Source organism: Bacillus sp. CGMCC 1.16541, assembly GCF_003184905.1.
Taxonomy (GTDB): Bacteria; Bacillota; Bacilli; order Bacillales; family Bacillaceae_H; genus Priestia.
In genome coordinates this window covers 56,156-74,408 of record NZ_QFRU01000008.1, presented here as the reverse complement: position 1 = coordinate 74,408, position 18,253 = coordinate 56,156, and the positions used below count along the sequence as shown (strand labels likewise).

The following is an 18,253-nucleotide window of genomic DNA, read 5'->3' as shown; positions in this document are numbered from 1 at the left end:
TCTACATTTACTTTTTTAGCATTTAGTGACTGATGAATGCCTTTATTTTGATAACGCTTTCAATATACTATTACACATCGTAAGTTAAATTTCCTTTTGATCTAGGAAATTGCTTTCTTATAAAAATTTGCTGTTAAGTTACACTATTTAAAGAGATAGCCAGCTTTCTACACGTTGACGTTTTGATAAATCCACTTCATAATATCTTCAATCACTTCATCACGATTTCGTTCATTTAACATTTCATGTCGTCCGCCTTCATACAGTTTATATGTGATATTTTCAACCCCTATCGACTGATACGTATTCGATAAATGTACGATCCCTTTTCCATACTCACTTACAGGGTCATCGCTTCCTCCGAAAAGATACATGGGTAGATGCAAAGGTGTGTTCATCATGTTTTTTGACGTGCTTTCTTTGTTTATATGCACATTGGCAAAAAATAAGACACAGCTTAGAAAAATATGATATCGTTACAATAATAGCAAATGGAGAGGGCGATAAATAAATGAACGAAGAAAGAAAACTTGCAGCGATTGTGGATATCGAAACAACGGGCTTAAGCCCTTACGAATGCGAGATTATTGAGTTAGCCATTGTTTTGTGTTCTTATGACTCACATACAGGAAAAGTACTAGAGATGGTGGATGAATACGCAGGCTTTCATATGCCAGCTACTCCTATTCCTTCTTATATTACAAGATTAACAGGAATTACAAATAACATGGTGCAAAACGAAGTGTTAGATGATGAAAAAGTTGTGAGTCTTTTTAGAAAGGCCGATATGATTATTGCTCATAATGCATCGTTTGATCGAGGATTTTTAATTAAACGCTATCCAGAACTGTTTGAGAAAAAGTGGCATTGCTCAATGAGAGCGGTGAAATGGAAAGAGTATGGGTTTTTCACTAAAAAGTTAACAACTCTTCTTGATGCACACAATATTGGCCGTGAACAAGCTCACCGAGCAATGGACGATGTGAAAGCAACACTTCAACTTCTCACTTACCAAAACCCGAACGGTCAGCCCTATTTTTTTGAAGTAATGAATAAAGCCATGAGTAAACCTAAAGTAAAAGCAAGTCGTACGTAGAGCGACTTGCTTTTATGTTCATATACAAATTCTATCACCTTTCATGTTAACAATTCTCAAGTTTAATATTCTCATTATTCTCATTATTTGTTAAAATAATAGATGAACATAAAGAATGAGGAGAGATTTAGTTAAACTAGAGTATAGTTGAAAAAGGATTTTACATGGAGTTCAATAGAAGTGGTGTCTCAGATCATATACAGAATGCTCTACATATGCTAGATGAGCAAGTTATCGAGGAGTTTCGTTTCTATTTCAAAGAATTTATTTGGGAGAGAACACACTCTTACTATAAAAATTTAATGGAATGAGCCAATGAAGCAAGTTTATATGTTAAAAGTCATAAAAATGTTGGAGGTATACAAATGAGCTGGATTTTTTTCTTTCTAACTGTCGCTGCAATCTTATTAGCTCTTCAATTAGTCAAAAAACGACCAATCGTAAGTTTAAGTATCGCTGGAACGGTTCCCTTTCTAACTTTTTATCAAATTGGAAGAAATGGATACGATGAAGTCTTTATTGTCGCAACCATTAGCTTTTTCATCGCCGTAAACGTTGTTATTTTCAAAAAAAACTTTGCAAAGTAACATAAAAAACGCTTGATCCAAGCGTTTTTTATGCAGTAAAGAAGTTTCTTTACGATGATTTAATCCATCACCTTCGCATATACACACGTATCAATTAGTTCTCCTGTTTTCACACATTTGCCGTTCTGTCTTAAAATCCCTTCTAATGTAAAATTGAGGCGCTCTGCTACTCCTCGACTTTTTACATTGCGTGAGTCACAGCGAATTTCAATTCGGCGTGCCTTTAATTCACGAATCGCAAAATCAGTAATCCCTTGAACGGCTTCTGTCATATACCCTTTCCCGCGAAACGCTGAGTTAATCCAGTAGCCAATTTCAAAGCGTGGAATGGACCAATCAATGCGATGCAAACCAGAAGAGGCGACTAATTCCCCTGTTTCTTTCAAAAACACCACTAAACGTAAGTCCTCTCGCTTCAAAAAAGCAATATGTGCTTCACGAATATCAAGCGTAACGTCTTCAAGTGTTTGCTCTTTTTGTGCAAAGATCATCCATTCTTTTAAATCTGCTTGTGAGTCTTTTATTGCTTTATACATCCCATGTTCATCACCTGGTTTCGGCATACGTATGAGTAGTCGATCTGTTTCAAATTCAGTTGGAAAGTCTAATAGTAATGGATTCATGTGAACATCTCCTATGTAGAAAATAGATTTTGTACAATTCTCCATCATAGCTTCACATTCCTGCTTGTTTTCCAATAACTATGATGAGGACCATCTGTCATTGAAACAAAAAAGCGTAAATATGCCACACCCCTTGCCTCTCTATCCGTTGAAACATGGATGTTGTAGGCAGGAGTTGTGGCGGGCCGAGCCAAACAGGTGTGGTTTTTCACCTCTTTTGACCGACTATTAATTTATTCTTCTAGTAAGCGAAGAAGTTGAACTTGCTTTTTATCTTCTTTCTCTTCAGTCTCTTTCTTTTCTACTTCTCCGTAAACTTCTCGTAACACTCTCTGACTCTTACTTTCAATTTTCTTAGCTTCGTACGTACTCGTTTCAGGTTTAAAATAGCCAACGGAAGCTTTTGTATCCATTCCTTGATAATCCGCTACAAATACCATCGCATGGTAGTGTCCTTTATCCCAAAAGGCTGCGTATTCATCGTAATTCTCTACATAATCATCCGGAAAACCAAGCTCTAGAGCCGTCATGCCTATTAATCCATCAAAAATATCTTGCTTTTGCCAATCCTCATAATAATACGTATCTTCTGGTGCGTAATCCACGATGATCGATGAAACACTACCTCTTTCAAACATATAAAGAATGTAAACATCGATATCAAACTTCCTACTCTTAAACACTAACGTATCTGCTGTTTCACCAATGAGCTTGCTATAACCATTTTCAACGTTTTTAACCCATTGCTTATTCATTCCCCATGCCACATTTCTGGTTACTGTCGTTTGCTGACGATAATGTGGATTTAACGCACGAGCCATAAAAGCGGAAAACTGTGCACGTGTCACTCGCTCTTTCGGTCTGAATGTACTATCTACATAACCTGTTGTAATTTTATTGGCTGCTACTTTTGTAACATAAGGATACGCCCAATAAGTAGGTTGAACATCTAAAAAGTTCATATGATGCTGTCCGCTTAATTTGAATCCGTTCGCTAGCGCTCGAGCCATTGATTCCCTTGAGACAGGGCTGTTCGGATTAAAGTAACTTCCCTTTGGAAAAATCCCTTGTTCCACCACAGCCGCAATTTCTTTATAAGCATGATGCGTAGTAGGAATATCTTTAAATCCTGGGTTTGCCCTGCCATTTAAATTTAATTTTAACGCACGAGCCATCATCACAGCGACTTGTGCGTTCGTTACGGAGTGGTTTGGTCGAAACGTTTTATCCGAATAGCCCTTTATGACCCCCTGTGAAACGAGGTACGTCATCTCTTTATTTGCCCAATGAGTCGTTGGTACATCTTTAAAACTTGCGGCCGAGGCGGGACTAATCTGTGAAAAGACAAGCGCCACACTTACAATACTTGCCAAAAGTAGCTGGGTGCATTTTTTCATGAATATCATTATTCATTTCCCCCTATTCTCGTTCTATTAATAGCTAATGATTTACCTCCTTCTCTATGTAACTTCTTACCTATTTCATCATACAGCATTATCACATCCAAAAATGGTAAAACTGTAAAAATAATACACAAACATTTAAAAACTTCTCAATCGGCCTTTTTAGGAGAGATCTGGTATAATAAACGTATCAAGTCATTAAGGGGAATACAAAATAGATGAAACGAATGTATCAAACAGATAAAGGCTACATTACGCTACCTGAAGCGGCAAGTATTGTCGTTAAGATGCTAAAAGTCGAGAATAAAGCCGAAGCACAAGCTCACTATCAATTGTTATTAAATCATGCAAAAGCCGGATTATTGGGTGCAAAACGCTTTGGAACACGTATGTATCAAGTCAAGCGAGATAAAATTATCCAGTACGCAGAAGAACTCGCACTAGAAGAACGTATTAATTTATTTAACATCCATCTAGTTGAAAATATTCAAGATCTTACACAATCAAAAGAAATTATTATTGATGCAAAAGTAGCTGATCACCTTATTAGCTCACTACAGTCTCTTTTAATCTATAAAGTGATTGACGAAGAAACGTATACAAACATTGAGCAGGATATTATTAAAAAGTGGAAAACATCAAAAAGCACCCTTGCTCAATAATAAAAAAGGCCTGTTACGTTCATCAAACGCAACAAGCCTTTTTTACCCCCAATCATTTACAACAAATGTAAACTCAAGTGGTTTTTCAATTTTGATTTGGTGATAAACTTTCTTCTTATATGGATCAATTTCACCACGTCCATCATCGGTATGAATTTGAAAGCGAAACCCTGTATCAATGGGAAGGATAAACATATTGTAAAAGTGATGGTCATTTACCTTTTTTAGGGGTAAATCTGCGTACAAAGTAGAAGTACCTCTCATCGCTTCTTTTGTTTCTACTTGAATTGAAACGAGCATTTTATCAGATACATAGTTAACAATTTCAATATCTTTTGAGATTGTTAACTCACCTACTTGTAAAGTAACTGTCGTTTGACCGACTGACTTTGGAACAACAGTACCGTCTTCTAAAACTTCTAAAATCCCTTCGTCTTTCACGATATACGATCCTCGTAATTCATTCATAACCATGCCATTTTTATATGTTTTAATAGCATTTAATGCTGCTATTTTTTCATTCAAGCCAAAAAAAGAACGGCCTGTTAGTTTAATTGAAGACACGTCACTTTTTTGGCCAAAGAAATATAAAAGCGGTGCATGGACGCGTTCCTCCCAATCTTTCTCTGTATGAGAAGCAAATGGATCTTGATAATAAACTAATTCTTCTTCATATGTATACCCAATTTTAAGAAGATGTTTGGCTGCCTCTTTTACGTGATTGACCCGAATTAATAACCCTTCATATTCCCCCACATCCATCCATATTTTACGGTGCGCTTTCTTTTGGTTAGGTTGCGTAAGTTGAGGAAATTCTCGCAATGATTTAGGGTCTACATAATAAAAATAAGGACATAAAATCCCTAACATACTAAACACGTCAGGTCGCCTAAATCCAATGTGATAAGTGATTGCTCCTCCTCGAGAAGAGCCCATGAGAGCTGTATGTTCTGCTTCTTTTTTCGTACGAAACGTTGCATCAATAAAGGGCTTTACTTCCTCAACAAGAAAGCACTCGTACAATTCTCCTTTTGGGTTCGAGCAAGATAGCGCATGTGGAATGGATAAGTCTTTTACATCTAACGTATGAAAGCTATATTCGTTTGGCCGTTCTTCCTCCATATTTGGAATGCCCACTACAATAATTTCTTCCATTTTATTTTCGCTAATAAGTTGATCAATTACTTTATGTATGTTCCACGATTGACCATTAAAAGCCGAATGAAAAATATTTTGACCGTCATGCATATATAAAACGGGATATGTCTTTTTCGTTTCTTCTTGATAACTTGGAGGTAAATAAATATAAAGGTTTCGCTCGTTCTGTAAATAAGTAGATTGAAAGCTTGGAATCGTTACAATCGTATGCTGTTTCACTATCTTTATCTCCTTTGCATTAATTCAATTAATTAATCATTCTTTCTGTAAAAAAGAGCTGTTGATTAAGCCCTTTATGCTTGCTTTTGATACAATCCGTACCAAAGTGCTAGACCACCAGCTCCAATAATTTCAACGTGTTCACCTAATTCCGAAGGAACCACATCAATCGCTTCTTTTCTCGCTAAAAAAGACCGTTCATTTACTTCTCGTTCGATCGTTGGTGTGACCGAAAATTCTTTATGTGAAAGCGTTCCACAAATAACTACTTTTTGTACATGAATCATATTAACGAAAGAAGCTAATACAACACCTATTCTCTCTGCTGCTTTGTCAATCACTCTAATCGTTTTAGGCTCTCTATCTCTAACCTGTTGAAGAATCGATTGTATATCGTTTTGTTGTAATTCTTCTACAATGGCTTGTTCAGAGGCATATTGATTTAAACAGCCACTATTTCCACACCAACAAGGCTTTCCGTCAGGCAAATACGTCATATGACCAAACTCTCCTGCACCTGTTAAACCACTACGATGTAGTTCACCGTTTAATACAAGACTCGCTCCAATTCGGTAACCAACATACAAGCACATGAAATCCGCTACATTTCGTCCATGTCCAAACATTTTTTCAGCTAACGCCATCGCACTAACATTGTTATCTAAAAAAATAGGAAGATTAATCTTCTTTTTTAAATATGCAAGAAGTGGAACGTCTGGCCATCCTAATCGATCGTTACCAATCAGCTGGCCATTTTCAATATCTACAACACCAAGGGCTCCAATTCCAATACTTTGAACATTAACGTCTTGTGACTCGATGTATTGAATAAGTTCACTGGCGACAAATTCTACATATTGTTCTTGATTAAAAGATGCAGGAACTGTAATCGTTTGAAGATGACGTGTTGTTCCTTTTAAATTGACTAACCCTAATTGAAGCGATTCCATACTAATGTGCACACCAAGTACCCAGTAACTATTCTCTTGCAAATCAAGGGCAATTGATTTTCGCCCTGCTCTCTTTTTGCTTTCTTGAACATCACCGCGCTCCATAATAAAACCTTCTTGGATAAGTTCAGCGGTAATATATGTAATCGTTGCTGGTGTCAGCTCGGTCATTTCTGCAATTTTTTGACGAGATAATGGACCATGTTGTAGCAATACTCTCATAACTAACGATTGATTTAATTGTTTTGTTCGCGTTGTATTTTGACCTTTTAACACCATTTCAACTATTCTCCTATTTTCGTTCGTATTTACTTTTATTATCATTATACCATGCATACGACGAAATTATAGGTTATCCCTTTGTTCCTCCTGCTGTTAAGCCTGATACGAAATATTTTTGTAGTGATAAAAAGAGTAAGCTTATCGGAATCGCAATTAACACTGATCCAGCTGCAAACTGCGTAAAGGAATTTCCAAACTGACCACTAATCATTCGGTATAGTCCAACCGCAAGTGTGTAGTTCTCTTCTGAACGAAGTAAAATTGTTGCTAAAATAAAATCGGTAAATGGTGTGATAAAACTAAATAAAGCAATAACAGCTAAAATAGGCTTAGCTAGTGGCAACACAATTTGATAAAAAATCCGAAAATGCCCCGCTCCATCCATCCTTGCTGATTCATCGAGTTCTTTTGGAATCGTATCAAAGTACCCTTTTGCCAACCATGTATTCATTGGCAACAACCCACCGACGTAAATCAAAATAAGAGCTAAATGTGTATCTAATAAACCACTTAAATAGGCTAAAACGTAAATGGCAATCAGCGCTGAGAATTGCGGAACCATTTGTAAAATTAAAAACAACATCAGGCCATTCTTTCTACCAACAAATCGATAGCGTGAAAAAGAGTAGGCCATTAATCCAACAAGAACGACCGCAAGTACCATTGTAATGACACTAATTTTCAATGTATTCCAGTACCATTGGAGATACTGTGTTCCTTCTCCTATAAACAATGTTTTATAATGAACAAGCGTTGCATTTTGGGGAAACATAGACGAGTTTGATAAACTATTTCCTGGATTTAACGACGAACCAATGATCCATAAAATAGGATAAATAATAATCGCACTCGCTGTAAGTAGACCAATATACGTAATTGTGACTCGAATACTCTTTTGCCATTTTGCATTCATCTTACATCATATCCTCCTCTTGAAATGATTTTGTTCGCTTAAACTGCCAAAGTGCTACACTAATGACAATAAGTGATAAAAGCATCGTAATCGCTGCTGCTTTTCCATATTGAGCGGAAGAAAGTGTAAGCTCATAAATCCATGAAATTAAAATGTCTGTACTGCCAGCTGTTTGTCCCGCTACAGCTGGACCTCCACCATTAAATAAGTAAATAACGTTAAAGTTGTTAAAGTTACTTGTGAACTGTGTAATCATAATGGGGGCTGTTGTAAACAAAATTATCGGGAATGTGATGTAGCGAAACTTCTCCCACATCGATGCCCCATCAATTGTCGCTGCTTCATATAACTCTTCTGGAATCGATTGTAAAACTCCTGTAATCATCGCAAATACAAACGGAAAACCAATCCACCATTGAATAAAGACAAGAGCTACTTTTGTCCAAACGGGTTCTGTTAACCAAGGGATTGGATCAATACCAAAGAATGCTAAAATATCATTGTTAATTGCGCCAAACGTTTCGTTAAACATGCCACTAAAAATAAGGATGGAAATAAAAGCAGGTACCGCCCATGGTAAGATAAAAATGGTTCGAAACACACGCTTGAACTTCACTTCTTTTTGATTGACCCCAATCGCTAGTAACATTCCAATTGCAATTTGTCCAGTAGTGGCAAAAAAAGTCCAAACAATCGTCCATGAGAAGACAGAAACAAACGTATCGCGCCAAATATCCATTTTAATCAAATCAATAAAGTTGTTAAATCCATTCCATTCTACTAATCTAGCTGGCGGAGAATGATAAAGGTTATAGTTTGTAAATGATAACAGCACCATAAAGATAATGGGAAACACGACGACTAAAATGAGCAAGAAAAAACCTGGTGAAATCATCAAATACGGAAAACCGTTATCCATTAAGTTGTGATATTGTTCTTTTAATGAGTGTACGTGCTGTCCTTCATCTTTTTTCTTTCCATTTTGATAGGCGTCATACAAATTAAAACTATAGATGGCGATTCCTCCTATTAATACAAGCAATGCGATAATTCCTTGTACTAATAGAAAAATAGAATGATCACGAAATGGCTTTGTTCCAAGTGTAACAAGCCCCCATATCCCTTCATTTAATAAGTCTTTAAACGTGATAACAAATGCAAAGCTCAAAAGAAAGAGCCCTATTCCTTTTACAAATTGTCGGTTATAAAATTGCCCTAATCCAGGAATAATAGACCATCGTAATGCTTTTTTCCGGTGTGTGTTCATCGGTGTCGGTGTGGCTTCGTTATTAAGTCTACTCATACTCTGATGCTCCTTTCTCGTTAGCTACCATGATTGGCTTCAATTTGACTTTTAATGGTTCGAACTGCTTCTTCTAGTGCTTGCTTTGGTTCTTCTTTCCCATTCGCTACTAATTGCATAGCTGTAACCATCGGACCCCATATTTCAGTCATTTCCGGAATATTTGGCATTGGCTCTCCAGTTTTTGCTTGCTCTACGATGGCAGATGCTTTTTCATTCTCTTTAATCATTGGATCGTCTAGTAAATTGTTTACTGGAGGAACTTCTTCAGTCTGTTCATATCGAATTTTTGCATTTTGCTCATTCGTTAAATGTTCCACAAGCTTTGTCGACCATTTTTGATAAGGAGAAAAACTGTTCACATGAAATCCTTTTACACCGATAAATGTATTCATTGGATTTCCGTTTGGTAACAACGGCATAGCGGATGCACCGATGTCGATACCTGCGCTTTGATAGCTTTCAAACGCCCACGGTCCACTCATAACAGATGCAACTTTTCCTTCTGAAAATAGACCTTCTAATGTTGATCCACCGTTTTCACCGATGATTCCTTTTGGAAATAGTTTTTCTTCATACCATTTTTGAATGTATGTGGCACCCCTTATAGACGCGTCATTATGTAATCCAATGTTCATCGGGTCGGCTTTTCCACCGTCTTGACTAAATACATATCCGCCCATTCCACTTAACACCGCATTAGCAAAATAAAAGTTATCCCACGGCGCTAAAAACCCATACTCTTCTTTATTTCGTTTTTCTTTTGAAAAAGCATAGAGCTCTTCCATCGTTTCTGGTGGCTTACTCATTAACGCTTTGTTATAGATAAAAATCGGTGTTTCAATCGCCTTTGGCAGTCCATATAACTTTCCATCGTACATTTGTGCTTCAATGGCTTGATCAGTAAATGTATCGACTGTTTCTTCTTTCACTTCAATTGGTACAATAACTCCTTCTAATGCAAGCTGACCAATTTGATCGTGTGGCAAACTGAGAACATCTGGACCCGTACCTGCTGGTCCATCTAATCGAATTTTCTCTTTCATTTCAGCTGATAACTCTAACTCTTTATACTCAACATTGATGTTATACTTTTCTTCAAAACTCTTAATCGCTGGTTTTAACGCTGCACCCTTCCCCTTTTCTTCCCAGATCACCAATTTTTTTGGCTTTCCTTCTTCTTGTTGCTTCCATTCAGCATCCCGCTTCTCTTCAATGCCACAGCCACTTATGATCATCATCATAGACAGTGTGGCTACTATTTGTTTTACATGTCTTCTCAAGTTGAAAACCTCCTTTAGTAACACCATTATAATTTATTAATTAATTTAATCAATTATATTATGTCCCCTATTATAGATTCTCTTTTTCAAAACTGCAACCACTTTTCTAAGAAGGTTTTTTCACCTAAAAACCTCATGTAATGAAGCTTAGGTAGATTTTTTTACTAAAAACATGGTATTGACAAACGTTACACATCCCTCTAACATGAATGCTAGAATCAAATATTAATTAAATAAATTAATAAATTATTAATTGACTAGAAAGGAACGAATATCATGTTAAAAGCTGCTATTTATCATCGCCCAAAAAACAATTTTGCTTATGCGTACGATGAACAAACTCTACATATACGCTTGCAGTCTCAAAAAGGAGATTTACAGACAGTCACACTGATTCATGGAGATCCTTATGTATGGGACGATGGAAAATGGGTGTTTGAAGAGACTTCTATGACACTCGTTGGATCAGACGACATTTTTGACTATTGGCAAGTATCCATTACCCCTGCTCATGCTCGTTTGCGTTACGGATTTATTTGTGATGATGGAATGGAAACACTTGTCTACACAGAACGAGGCTTTTATACTGAAGTTCCAACGCATTGTCACTACTATTTCTGTTTTCCATTTTTAAATAAAATCGATGTCTTCTCTCCTCCAGCATGGGTCAAAGACACAGTTTGGTATCAAATTTTTCCTGAACGATTTGCAAATGGAAATGAAAGATTAAATCCAAAGAATACTCAACCTTGGGGAGAACTACCGACTCAGACGAACTTCTTTGGTGGAGATTTTGAAGGAATCATCAATCAGCTTGATTATCTTGTGAACTTAGGGATTAACGGCATTTATTTCACACCGATTTTTAAAGCTGCGACGAATCATAAATACGATACGATTGACTACTTAGAAATAGATCCTCAGTTTGGTGACAAAGAAACCTTTAAACGCCTTGTGAATGAGTGTCATAAACGTGGAATTAAAGTGATGCTTGATGCTGTATTTAACCATAGTGGGTATGAATTTAAGCCATTTCAAGATGTAATAAAGCATGGTGAAAAGTCACCATACCATGATTGGTTTCACATTGAAAAATTCCCACTTCAAACGGAAGAGGGATTACACTACTCTACATTTGCATTTGAATCGATTATGCCCAAATTAAACACGGAAAATAAAGACGTCCAAGATTACTTGCTTCATGTGGCTGAGTATTGGATTAAAGAGTTTGATATTGATGGTTGGCGATTAGATGTAGCGAATGAAGTCGATCATCATTTTTGGCGTCTATTTCGTAAGCGCGTAAAGTCAATTAAACGAGATGTCTATATTCTAGGTGAAATCTGGCATGACTCGATGCCTTGGCTACAAGGTGATCAATTCGACGCCGTCATGAACTACCGTTTCACAAATGCAGCGGTTGACTTTTTCGCAAAAGAACACATAACGCTTGAACAATTTCAAAATGAATTAACACAAGTCATCCAATCATACCCTCAACATGTAAATGAGGTTGCATTTAACCTACTTGGTAGTCACGACACACCGCGAATTTTAACAGTGTGTGAAGAAGATTCCAATCGATTGAAACTACTTTATTTATTTCAATTGTCCTTTACAGGTACACCGTGTATTTACTACGGTGATGAAATCGGCTTAACAGGTGGGGATGATCCATTATGTCGTAAATGCATGGAATGGGATGAAACGAAACAAGACCGTGATTTGTTCTCTTTTATCCAAAAACTTATTTCTCTTCGTAAACAACACGAGGCATTCGGAGGCAATGGGCAATTCGCGTTTTATCCGACAGAACAACCCATTGTAAGCTATACAAAAACAACGAAAAATGAACAGTTATTGATTCTAATCAATTATAGAAATGAACCATACGAAGCAACCATTCCTAGTGACTTTGTAGGTGCCACTAACATATGGAACGATCACATCGTCTCTAACACACACTTGTTAGACGCGAAATCGTTTGTGATTTTAAAGAAGTAGGGATAGAAGAAAACAAATAGACTGAGTAAAAATGAATAAGTAACGTTCATTTTTACTCAGTCTTTATTATGCCTTGTCTTCTAATCTAGTACGATTGATGGCTAAGACAAAGAATGTTACCTATCAATCCTTTTTTCTTCCCTTTACTACCTAATAAGATCGTATATTTTTACTTTCTTACAAACACATATTGGTTTTCGTCATTGCTCACACACGTTACTTCATCATCAATGTTTACAGAATCGGTTAATCGACCGGTCACCCTCAATCCTGGTGCAAGTTCGATGGGTGCAATCGTATAAGGGGTAAGGTGCGCAAATTCAGTCGATGAAATATGGACAGTCGTATGTGAGTAAACAATTCCTTCTCCGGCTATTTCTTTTGTTTGAAACTCCGTCTGCTTACAATTTGAGCATACCCATTTTCGTTGTACAAACTTTTTTTCACAATTTACACATTCATACACTAAAATCTCTGCCATTAGCTATTCACCCTTTCGAATAGATGAACAGTTGAATACGCTCCTGTTCCTCCTAAATTTTGTGCGAGACCGATACGAGCGCTTTCTACTTGATTACTACTTGTACCTCGTAGTTGTGAAACAATTTCATAGATTTGAGCAAGTCCTGTTGCACCAATAGGATGACCTTTTGATAACAGTCCCCCACTCGTATTCACTGGCACCTTTCCTCCATGCTTCGTTAACCCTTTCTCTAGCGCTTCCCATCCGGTCCCTTTTTCAAAGAAACCTAACTCTTCAATCGCCAACATTTCGGTCATGGAAAAACAATCGTGTAATTCGACCACATCAACATCATCAGGTCCAATCCCAGCTTGTTCATACGCTTTTGTTGCAGATTCACGAATCGCCGGGATGCTTAATAATTCTTCTGCTTCTTGCATTTGAGTCGTACCTGATGCTTGAGAAGAAGCTCTTACCACAACCCCTTTTTCACCTTTTGATAACACGATCGCAACAGCGCCATCGGTTGTTGGAGAGCAATCAAATAGCCCTAACGGATCGGTAATGATACGGGCATTCATCACTTCTTCTAAACTCGTCGCTTTTCTAAACTGTGCTTTTGGATTATTCATCGCATATTCACGATTTTTTAGTGCCACCATGGCTAAATGCTTTTTAGAAGCACCCGTTTCATAAAAGTAACGAGTCGCAAGTGTGCCGAAAAAAGCAGGAAACGTAAGACCCGCATGCTTTTCATTTGAATCATTATCCATCGCAGCGTTAATCGCTTTTGTCGCATCTTCCGTTGAAGCATGTTTCATTTTTTCAACCCCAGCTACTAACACCGTCTCGTAAAGCCCCATTTGTACATTTAAATAAGCTTGACGAAATGCGATTCCTCCTGATGCACATGCACCTTCTACTTTAAGTGTAGGAATGGGCCCTAATCCGAGATCGTTTGCCACAATCGCCCCTAAAATCTCTTGATTGACAAGTGATCCTGACATAAAGTTTCCAATATAAACTGCATCTACTTTTGGAAAGTTTGCTTCACGTAATGCTTCTACGCATGCGTCCATCAATAACGTTTTAAGTGAAGCATCTTCGTGTTTTCCAAACGATGTCATGCCAATCCCTGAAACGGCAACTTGACTCATTTCACCACTCCTCCATTTATCTCTTTTAATTCACGTTTCAAGATTTTCCCATAGCCGCTCTTTGGTAGCTCTTGTACAATGTACACCTCTTTTGGTTTTTTATAGCTTGCTAGATAATTTTTACATAGCGTAATAAGCTCTTCTTTATCGACATGATAACCTTCATTTAATACGCAATACGCAGCGACTACTTCACCCCATTTATCATCTGGCTTTCCAATGACTGATGTTTCTTTTATTCCTTCATGCTTGTTTAAAACTTCTTCAATTTCACGTGGATAAATGTTCATACCACCACTAATAATCACATCTTTTTTCCGATCGACTAAGTGTAAATAGCCGTATTCGTCTATCCAACCTAAATCTCCGGTATACAGCCAACCGTCTCGAATCGTATCAGCGGTCGCTTCTTCATTACGCCAATACCCCTGCATAACAAGCGGGCCTTTACAGGTTACTTCTCCTATGTCACCTTGTTTCACTTCGTTCCCCTCATCATCAACAAGCCTCATCTCGACAAATGGACCTGTCGCACCACAAGATTCTAATCGACTGGGAAGCTCGAGTCGTGGCATCATCGTAATCGCCATTGGAGCTTCTACAAGCCCATATGTTTCGATGAATTTTGGTCCTGCCTTTTCGATTGCTTGCTTTAATTTACTTGCTGCAATTGGAGAGCCTGCCATATTAATCGATTTAATATACCGGAGTCTCTTTGCATCAAATTGTGAATCTTGAATCATTAAATTCACCATTGTTGGTACCATAAAGATAACTGATACTTTTTCTTGTTCCACATCGTGTAAAAAGTCCGCTGGGTTAAACGTATTAAAAACCACTTGCGTTAACCCAAACAGCCAGGAAATGTGAGATAAAAAGTTGCTTCCATGTGTTAATGGAGCGACATGACCTACAACATCCTCTGGTGTAATTTCACAGGCAAGTGCTAGTGAAATGGCACTGGACATGACGTTTCGATGCGTCAACATGACACCTTTTGGCTTTCCTGTTGTTCCTGACGTATACATGATGGTAAAAAGATCATCTTCCTCTACTAAAAGAACAGGCTCAGCAAACGACTTACTACTTATCCACTCTTCATAATCTTGACCGATGAAAATGGTTTGACAAGTTTGCTCGACTTGTTCGATAAGAGATTGTTCACCGATCACAATTTTTGCTTCCGCATGATCTAAAATATATTGAATTTCTTTTGGATGAAGCCGATAATTTAACGGCACTTTCACAAACCCACCAATAGCTGCAGCTAGATCTAACTCCACATGTTCCATTCGATTCGACATTAAAACAGCAAGGCGATCTCCTTTTTTTAATCCAGCATCAACCAACGCAGCGTGTAACTGATACACCCTTTTTTGTAATTCTTCATACGTTACACTCCGGTTCATATCCTTCACAGCTATTTTTTTGGGGTATTGTTTAAATGTTTTTTTGGCTAAGTGAGCAATAGTTTGCATCATATAACCTCCTTTTGCCTACTTGTCTGACAATTTATATGATTTACTTTCACGTTCATAAAAGTTAAAGAGCGGGAATCCTAATGACCCCTCTATTTCTCTCTTTGGCTGAATAAATTCCGACGTTATCACTGTAAATTCTAACGTAATAGCTACGATGTTCCCGCCTTCTAAAAAATGACCTCCTGATATATTTTTCTTATGATCCACGAATACCCCATGAAAGTGGATATCTAATTCCTCTTGTTCATTTTTTCCAACGATTCCGTTTCCAGATAAAAGCTCTACTGGAGAATCCCAACGAATAGGCTTTGAGTAGGACATTTGATTGTCATCATAATCAAGTTGAACGATTGAAAGTTTAGACAATGAACCAATACACGAAATACTTCCAGCTGTGATGCCGTGTTTTTTCAATTCTTTTTTTAATCCAGTAATTAAATCTTCTCCTGGCCCAAGAAACCCCATCACGATTCCTCGCTTTGAATCAAACACTGACTGAGAATTTCGTTGGTTCATTGACCTTCCTCCCTCTTTTTCTGATTATGCAATGACCGCTCCTCCACATACTTTTAACACTTGCCCGGTTGTGTAACCTGACTCTTTCGATGCTAAATATAAAACGGCTTCTGCAATATCGTCTGGTGTTCCCATTCTCTTCACCACTTGATTGTTAAGGGAATACGTCACACCTTTTGTAATCGCTGTTTCTACTGCACCAGGTGCCACGCTATTGCATGTAATACCCAGTTCACCAACTTCTTTGGCGACCCATTTTGTGAACGCAATGACGCCTCCCTTGGAAGCTGCGTACCCTGGACCTGATCGTCCTTTTGTGCTGCCTTCTTCTAGACCGGAAATATGCCCTCCATTTAATCCAGAGATGGAGCTTATATTAATAATTCGACCGTATTGTTGCTGTTTCATATAAGGATAAATGGCAGCTTGTGTTAGAAAAAATGTCGCTTTTAAATTCGTATCAAGATCACGGTCCCACATTTCTTCTGTCATTTCTTCTAAATCAAGTCTTGAACATGTTCCGGCGTTATTAACTAAAATATCAATGGAACCTAAGTCACGATGCACTTCTGCTAACACGTCTTTAATACGTTGCTGGTTGCGAATATCAAGTTGAAAAGAACAAACCTTTGCATCTGGACTCATGCCTTTTATTTCGTTTTCAGTCTCTTCACAAGAAAGAAGGTCTAGTAGCACGACACTAGCTCCTTCTCTCGCTAATGCTTTTGCGCACCCTGCTCCAATTCCTCTTGATGCACCCGTTACAACTGCTACATAGTCTTTCACTCTCATGGTAAACTCCTCCTATTTTACGCCGAGTAAATCTGGCAAAAATGTCGTAATACTTGGAATATACGTAATTAAAACCAACACAATAATGGACGCAACAACAAATGGAATAATGGCTTTTGAAATTTTATTAATTGATACATTCGCAAGTCCACACGCGACGTATAAGTTAACGCCAACTGGCGGTGTAAATAGACCGATTGCCAAATTGACCGTCATGAAAATCCCAAACACTGTTGGGTCCACTTCTAAGATCATCATGATTGGCAATAAAATTGGGATGAAAATATAGTAAGCTGAAATCGCATCCATAAACGCTCCTGCAATCAGTAACAGAATATTAACAAGTAACAAAATAACGTATTTATTAGATGTAAGACCTAGTAAACTATCAGAAATTTGCATGGCAATTTGTTCAGTTGTAATAAGGTACGCAAAGATAGACGCTGAACTAACGATGAACATAACAACCGCAGTTTGAACAGACGAATCAATGATGATCTTTTTAATGTCTTTTATCTTTAACTCTCGGTAAATCACTAAACCGACCAGTAACCCATAAAAGACGGCTACAACAGCTGCCTCCGTTGGCGTAAAGACACCTCCATAAATTCCTCCCAATATAATAAAAGGAATAAGCAAGCCCCAAATAGCTTCATAAAACGCTTTAAACACTTCACGTGGACTCGCTTTTTCTCGTGCAGCTGATACTTCAATTGAAGCCACATCATCTTTTGGAAGAGATGCTCGCTCTTTCATATCTTTATTTCGCACATACATCGCTGCAAAAATAAATGCCGCTCCTAAAAGTAATCCTGGTATAATCCCTGCAATAAACAAACGACCAATGGAGACGTTGATCGTATCCCCTGCTACCACAGCAAACACAATAAGCGCAATACTTGGGGGGATCACAATACCAATGGATCCAGAGCTTGATAAAAGAGCGGCAGCAGATTCCTTCTTAAATCCGTTTTTCACAAGCGCAGGAATTAAAATACCTCCAATCGCAGCAACGGTTGCTGGACCTGACCCTGAAATCGCAGCAAAGAAAATAGCTGTTAAAACCGTAACTAAGATAATTCCGCTTTTCCTGTGACCGACACACACGTCTGCAAAGTGAATAAGACGCTTTGAAATCCCAGCATACTCCATAATGACACCTGCCATAATGAAAAATGGAATCGACAACAGAGTAAACTTGGATACACTCGTGTACATAATATCTGCCACCAGATCAAGCGATGAAAAGCCATAGGAAGAAAGAATGGTCACAATGGAAGAAGCGGCTAATGCTACAGCAATTGGTACACGTAAAAGTAGAAGAACAAAGAACAAACCAAACAAAGTTAACGCTGCCATTT

At 37.8% G+C, this 18,253-nt stretch carries 18 protein-coding genes; 4 read left to right on the top strand and 14 right to left on the bottom strand.

Going from position 1 to position 18,253, the window contains the following annotated elements:
- Nucleotides 1-167: 167 nt before the first annotated feature.
- The gene (locus DIS06_RS09820; protein ID WP_110113091.1) at nucleotides 168-401 is read right to left on the bottom strand and encodes an alpha/beta hydrolase; all 234 of its coding nucleotides are present in this window, start codon (nucleotides 399-401) and stop codon (nucleotides 168-170) included.
- 110 nt (nucleotides 402-511) lie between these two features.
- On the opposite strand from DIS06_RS09820, the gene DIS06_RS09815 reads away from it, so the two are divergent.
- Both DIS06_RS09815 and DIS06_RS09810 read left to right on the top strand, forming a co-directional pair.
- Nucleotides 512-1,096, top strand: a complete 585-nt coding sequence (locus DIS06_RS09815; RefSeq protein ID WP_110113090.1) for an exonuclease domain-containing protein — start codon at nucleotides 512-514, stop codon at nucleotides 1,094-1,096.
- Between the two features lie 365 nt (nucleotides 1,097-1,461).
- Nucleotides 1,462-1,683 carry a hypothetical protein gene (locus DIS06_RS09810; RefSeq protein WP_110113089.1) on the top strand — a complete coding sequence of 74 codons (222 nt, stop codon included), beginning with the start codon at nucleotides 1,462-1,464 and terminating at the stop codon, nucleotides 1,681-1,683.
- Nucleotides 1,684-1,742: 59 nt separating this feature from the next.
- On the opposite strand, the gene DIS06_RS09805 is transcribed toward DIS06_RS09810, so the two are convergent.
- Nucleotides 1,743-2,306 (bottom strand): GNAT family N-acetyltransferase, encoded by a 564-nt coding sequence (locus DIS06_RS09805; protein ID WP_110113088.1) that lies wholly within the window; start codon nucleotides 2,304-2,306, stop codon nucleotides 1,743-1,745.
- A 233-nt stretch (nucleotides 2,307-2,539) separates the two neighbouring features.
- Nucleotides 2,540-3,712 (bottom strand): S-layer homology domain-containing protein, encoded by a 1,173-nt coding sequence (locus DIS06_RS09800; protein WP_110113087.1) that lies wholly within the window; start codon nucleotides 3,710-3,712, stop codon nucleotides 2,540-2,542.
- 215 nt (nucleotides 3,713-3,927) lie between these two features.
- Between DIS06_RS09800 and DIS06_RS09795 the strand changes: the two genes are divergently transcribed.
- Entirely contained in the window at nucleotides 3,928-4,371 is a 444-nt protein-coding gene (locus tag DIS06_RS09795; RefSeq protein ID WP_110113086.1) for a hypothetical protein, read from the top strand.
- Nucleotides 4,372-4,413: 42 nt separating this feature from the next.
- Here the strand turns inward: DIS06_RS09795 and DIS06_RS09790 are convergent, their stop codons facing one another.
- The 5 genes from DIS06_RS09790 to DIS06_RS09770 all read right to left on the bottom strand — a co-directional run bounded on the left by DIS06_RS09790 (nucleotide 4,414) and on the right by DIS06_RS09770 (nucleotide 10,440).
- Nucleotides 4,414-5,748 carry an alpha/beta hydrolase gene (locus DIS06_RS09790; protein ID WP_162595932.1) on the bottom strand — a complete coding sequence of 445 codons (1,335 nt, stop codon included), beginning with the start codon at nucleotides 5,746-5,748 and terminating at the stop codon, nucleotides 4,414-4,416.
- A 74-nt stretch (nucleotides 5,749-5,822) separates the two neighbouring features.
- The gene (locus DIS06_RS09785; RefSeq protein ID WP_162595931.1) at nucleotides 5,823-6,977 is read right to left on the bottom strand and encodes an ROK family transcriptional regulator; all 1,155 of its coding nucleotides are present in this window, start codon (nucleotides 6,975-6,977) and stop codon (nucleotides 5,823-5,825) included.
- A gap of 73 nt (nucleotides 6,978-7,050) precedes the next feature.
- Nucleotides 7,051-7,893, bottom strand: coding sequence for a sugar ABC transporter permease (locus tag DIS06_RS09780; RefSeq protein ID WP_110113083.1), 843 nt, complete (start codon nucleotides 7,891-7,893; stop codon nucleotides 7,051-7,053).
- A 1-nt stretch (nucleotide 7,894) separates the two neighbouring features.
- Nucleotides 7,895-9,196, bottom strand: coding sequence for a sugar ABC transporter permease (locus DIS06_RS09775; RefSeq protein ID WP_110113082.1), 1,302 nt, complete (start codon nucleotides 9,194-9,196; stop codon nucleotides 7,895-7,897).
- 20 nt (nucleotides 9,197-9,216) lie between these two features.
- Complete coding sequence (locus DIS06_RS09770; RefSeq protein WP_481746856.1) at nucleotides 9,217-10,440, bottom strand: extracellular solute-binding protein; 1,224 nt, start codon at nucleotides 10,438-10,440, stop codon at nucleotides 9,217-9,219.
- A 315-nt stretch (nucleotides 10,441-10,755) separates the two neighbouring features.
- On the opposite strand from DIS06_RS09770, the gene DIS06_RS09765 reads away from it, so the two are divergent.
- Entirely contained in the window at nucleotides 10,756-12,483 is a 1,728-nt protein-coding gene (locus DIS06_RS09765; protein ID WP_110113080.1) for a glycoside hydrolase family 13 protein, read from the top strand.
- Between the two features lie 169 nt (nucleotides 12,484-12,652).
- On the opposite strand, the gene DIS06_RS09760 is transcribed toward DIS06_RS09765, so the two are convergent.
- From DIS06_RS09760 to DIS06_RS09735, 6 genes are read right to left on the bottom strand one after another with little or no spacing between them, the layout of a single operon-like run.
- A complete protein-coding gene (locus DIS06_RS09760; RefSeq protein ID WP_110113079.1) occupies nucleotides 12,653-12,964 on the bottom strand; it encodes a Zn-ribbon domain-containing OB-fold protein in 312 nt (103 codons plus the stop codon).
- Entirely contained in the window at nucleotides 12,964-14,103 is a 1,140-nt protein-coding gene (locus DIS06_RS09755) for a thiolase domain-containing protein (protein ID WP_110113078.1), read from the bottom strand. The genes DIS06_RS09760 and DIS06_RS09755 overlap by 1 nt, the downstream gene beginning before the upstream one ends.
- Nucleotides 14,100-15,581: a class I adenylate-forming enzyme family protein gene (locus DIS06_RS09750; RefSeq protein WP_110113077.1), complete on the bottom strand. Its 1,482-nt coding sequence runs from the start codon at nucleotides 15,579-15,581 to the stop codon at nucleotides 14,100-14,102. The genes DIS06_RS09755 and DIS06_RS09750 overlap by 4 nt, the downstream gene beginning before the upstream one ends.
- 18 nt (nucleotides 15,582-15,599) lie before the next feature.
- Nucleotides 15,600-16,100: a PPC domain-containing DNA-binding protein gene (locus DIS06_RS09745; RefSeq protein ID WP_110113076.1), complete on the bottom strand. Its 501-nt coding sequence runs from the start codon at nucleotides 16,098-16,100 to the stop codon at nucleotides 15,600-15,602.
- A 24-nt stretch (nucleotides 16,101-16,124) separates the two neighbouring features.
- The gene (locus DIS06_RS09740) at nucleotides 16,125-16,892 is read right to left on the bottom strand and encodes an SDR family NAD(P)-dependent oxidoreductase (protein ID WP_110113075.1); all 768 of its coding nucleotides are present in this window, start codon (nucleotides 16,890-16,892) and stop codon (nucleotides 16,125-16,127) included.
- Between the two features lie 12 nt (nucleotides 16,893-16,904).
- Nucleotides 16,905-18,251 carry a TRAP transporter large permease gene (locus DIS06_RS09735; RefSeq protein WP_110113199.1) on the bottom strand — a complete coding sequence of 449 codons (1,347 nt, stop codon included), beginning with the start codon at nucleotides 18,249-18,251 and terminating at the stop codon, nucleotides 16,905-16,907.
- Between the last annotated feature and the right edge of the window lie 2 nt (nucleotides 18,252-18,253).

What these genes read in the sequence shown, in the direction of transcription:
- DIS06_RS09745 (WP_110113076.1), bottom strand. Translation starts at nt 16,100, where the DNA reads ATGAACCAACGAAATTCTCAGTCAGTGTTTGATTCAAAGCGAGGAATC.
- DIS06_RS09800 (WP_110113087.1), bottom strand. Translation starts at nt 3,712, where the DNA reads ATGATATTCATGAAAAAATGCACCCAGCTACTTTTGGCAAGTATTGTA.
- DIS06_RS09770 (WP_481746856.1), bottom strand. Translation starts at nt 10,440, where the DNA reads ATGATGATGATCATAAGTGGCTGTGGCATTGAAGAGAAGCGGGATGCT.
- DIS06_RS09815 (WP_110113090.1), top strand. Translation starts at nt 512, where the DNA reads ATGAACGAAGAAAGAAAACTTGCAGCGATTGTGGATATCGAAACAACG.
- DIS06_RS09735 (WP_110113199.1), bottom strand. Translation starts at nt 18,251, where the DNA reads ATGGCAGCGTTAACTTTGTTTGGTTTGTTCTTTGTTCTTCTACTTTTA.
- DIS06_RS09765 (WP_110113080.1), top strand. Translation starts at nt 10,756, where the DNA reads ATGTTAAAAGCTGCTATTTATCATCGCCCAAAAAACAATTTTGCTTAT.
- DIS06_RS09750 (WP_110113077.1), bottom strand. Translation starts at nt 15,581, where the DNA reads ATGCAAACTATTGCTCACTTAGCCAAAAAAACATTTAAACAATACCCC.
- DIS06_RS09780 (WP_110113083.1), bottom strand. Translation starts at nt 7,893, where the DNA reads ATGAATGCAAAATGGCAAAAGAGTATTCGAGTCACAATTACGTATATT.
- DIS06_RS09795 (WP_110113086.1), top strand. Translation starts at nt 3,928, where the DNA reads ATGAAACGAATGTATCAAACAGATAAAGGCTACATTACGCTACCTGAA.
- DIS06_RS09755 (WP_110113078.1), bottom strand. Translation starts at nt 14,103, where the DNA reads ATGAGTCAAGTTGCCGTTTCAGGGATTGGCATGACATCGTTTGGAAAA.
- DIS06_RS09810 (WP_110113089.1), top strand. Translation starts at nt 1,462, where the DNA reads ATGAGCTGGATTTTTTTCTTTCTAACTGTCGCTGCAATCTTATTAGCT.
- DIS06_RS09805 (WP_110113088.1), bottom strand. Translation starts at nt 2,306, where the DNA reads ATGAATCCATTACTATTAGACTTTCCAACTGAATTTGAAACAGATCGA.
- DIS06_RS09785 (WP_162595931.1), bottom strand. Translation starts at nt 6,977, where the DNA reads ATGGTGTTAAAAGGTCAAAATACAACGCGAACAAAACAATTAAATCAA.
- DIS06_RS09775 (WP_110113082.1), bottom strand. Translation starts at nt 9,196, where the DNA reads ATGAGTAGACTTAATAACGAAGCCACACCGACACCGATGAACACACAC.
- DIS06_RS09820 (WP_110113091.1), bottom strand. Translation starts at nt 401, where the DNA reads ATGATGAACACACCTTTGCATCTACCCATGTATCTTTTCGGAGGAAGC.
- DIS06_RS09740 (WP_110113075.1), bottom strand. Translation starts at nt 16,892, where the DNA reads ATGAGAGTGAAAGACTATGTAGCAGTTGTAACGGGTGCATCAAGAGGA.
- DIS06_RS09760 (WP_110113079.1), bottom strand. Translation starts at nt 12,964, where the DNA reads ATGGCAGAGATTTTAGTGTATGAATGTGTAAATTGTGAAAAAAAGTTT.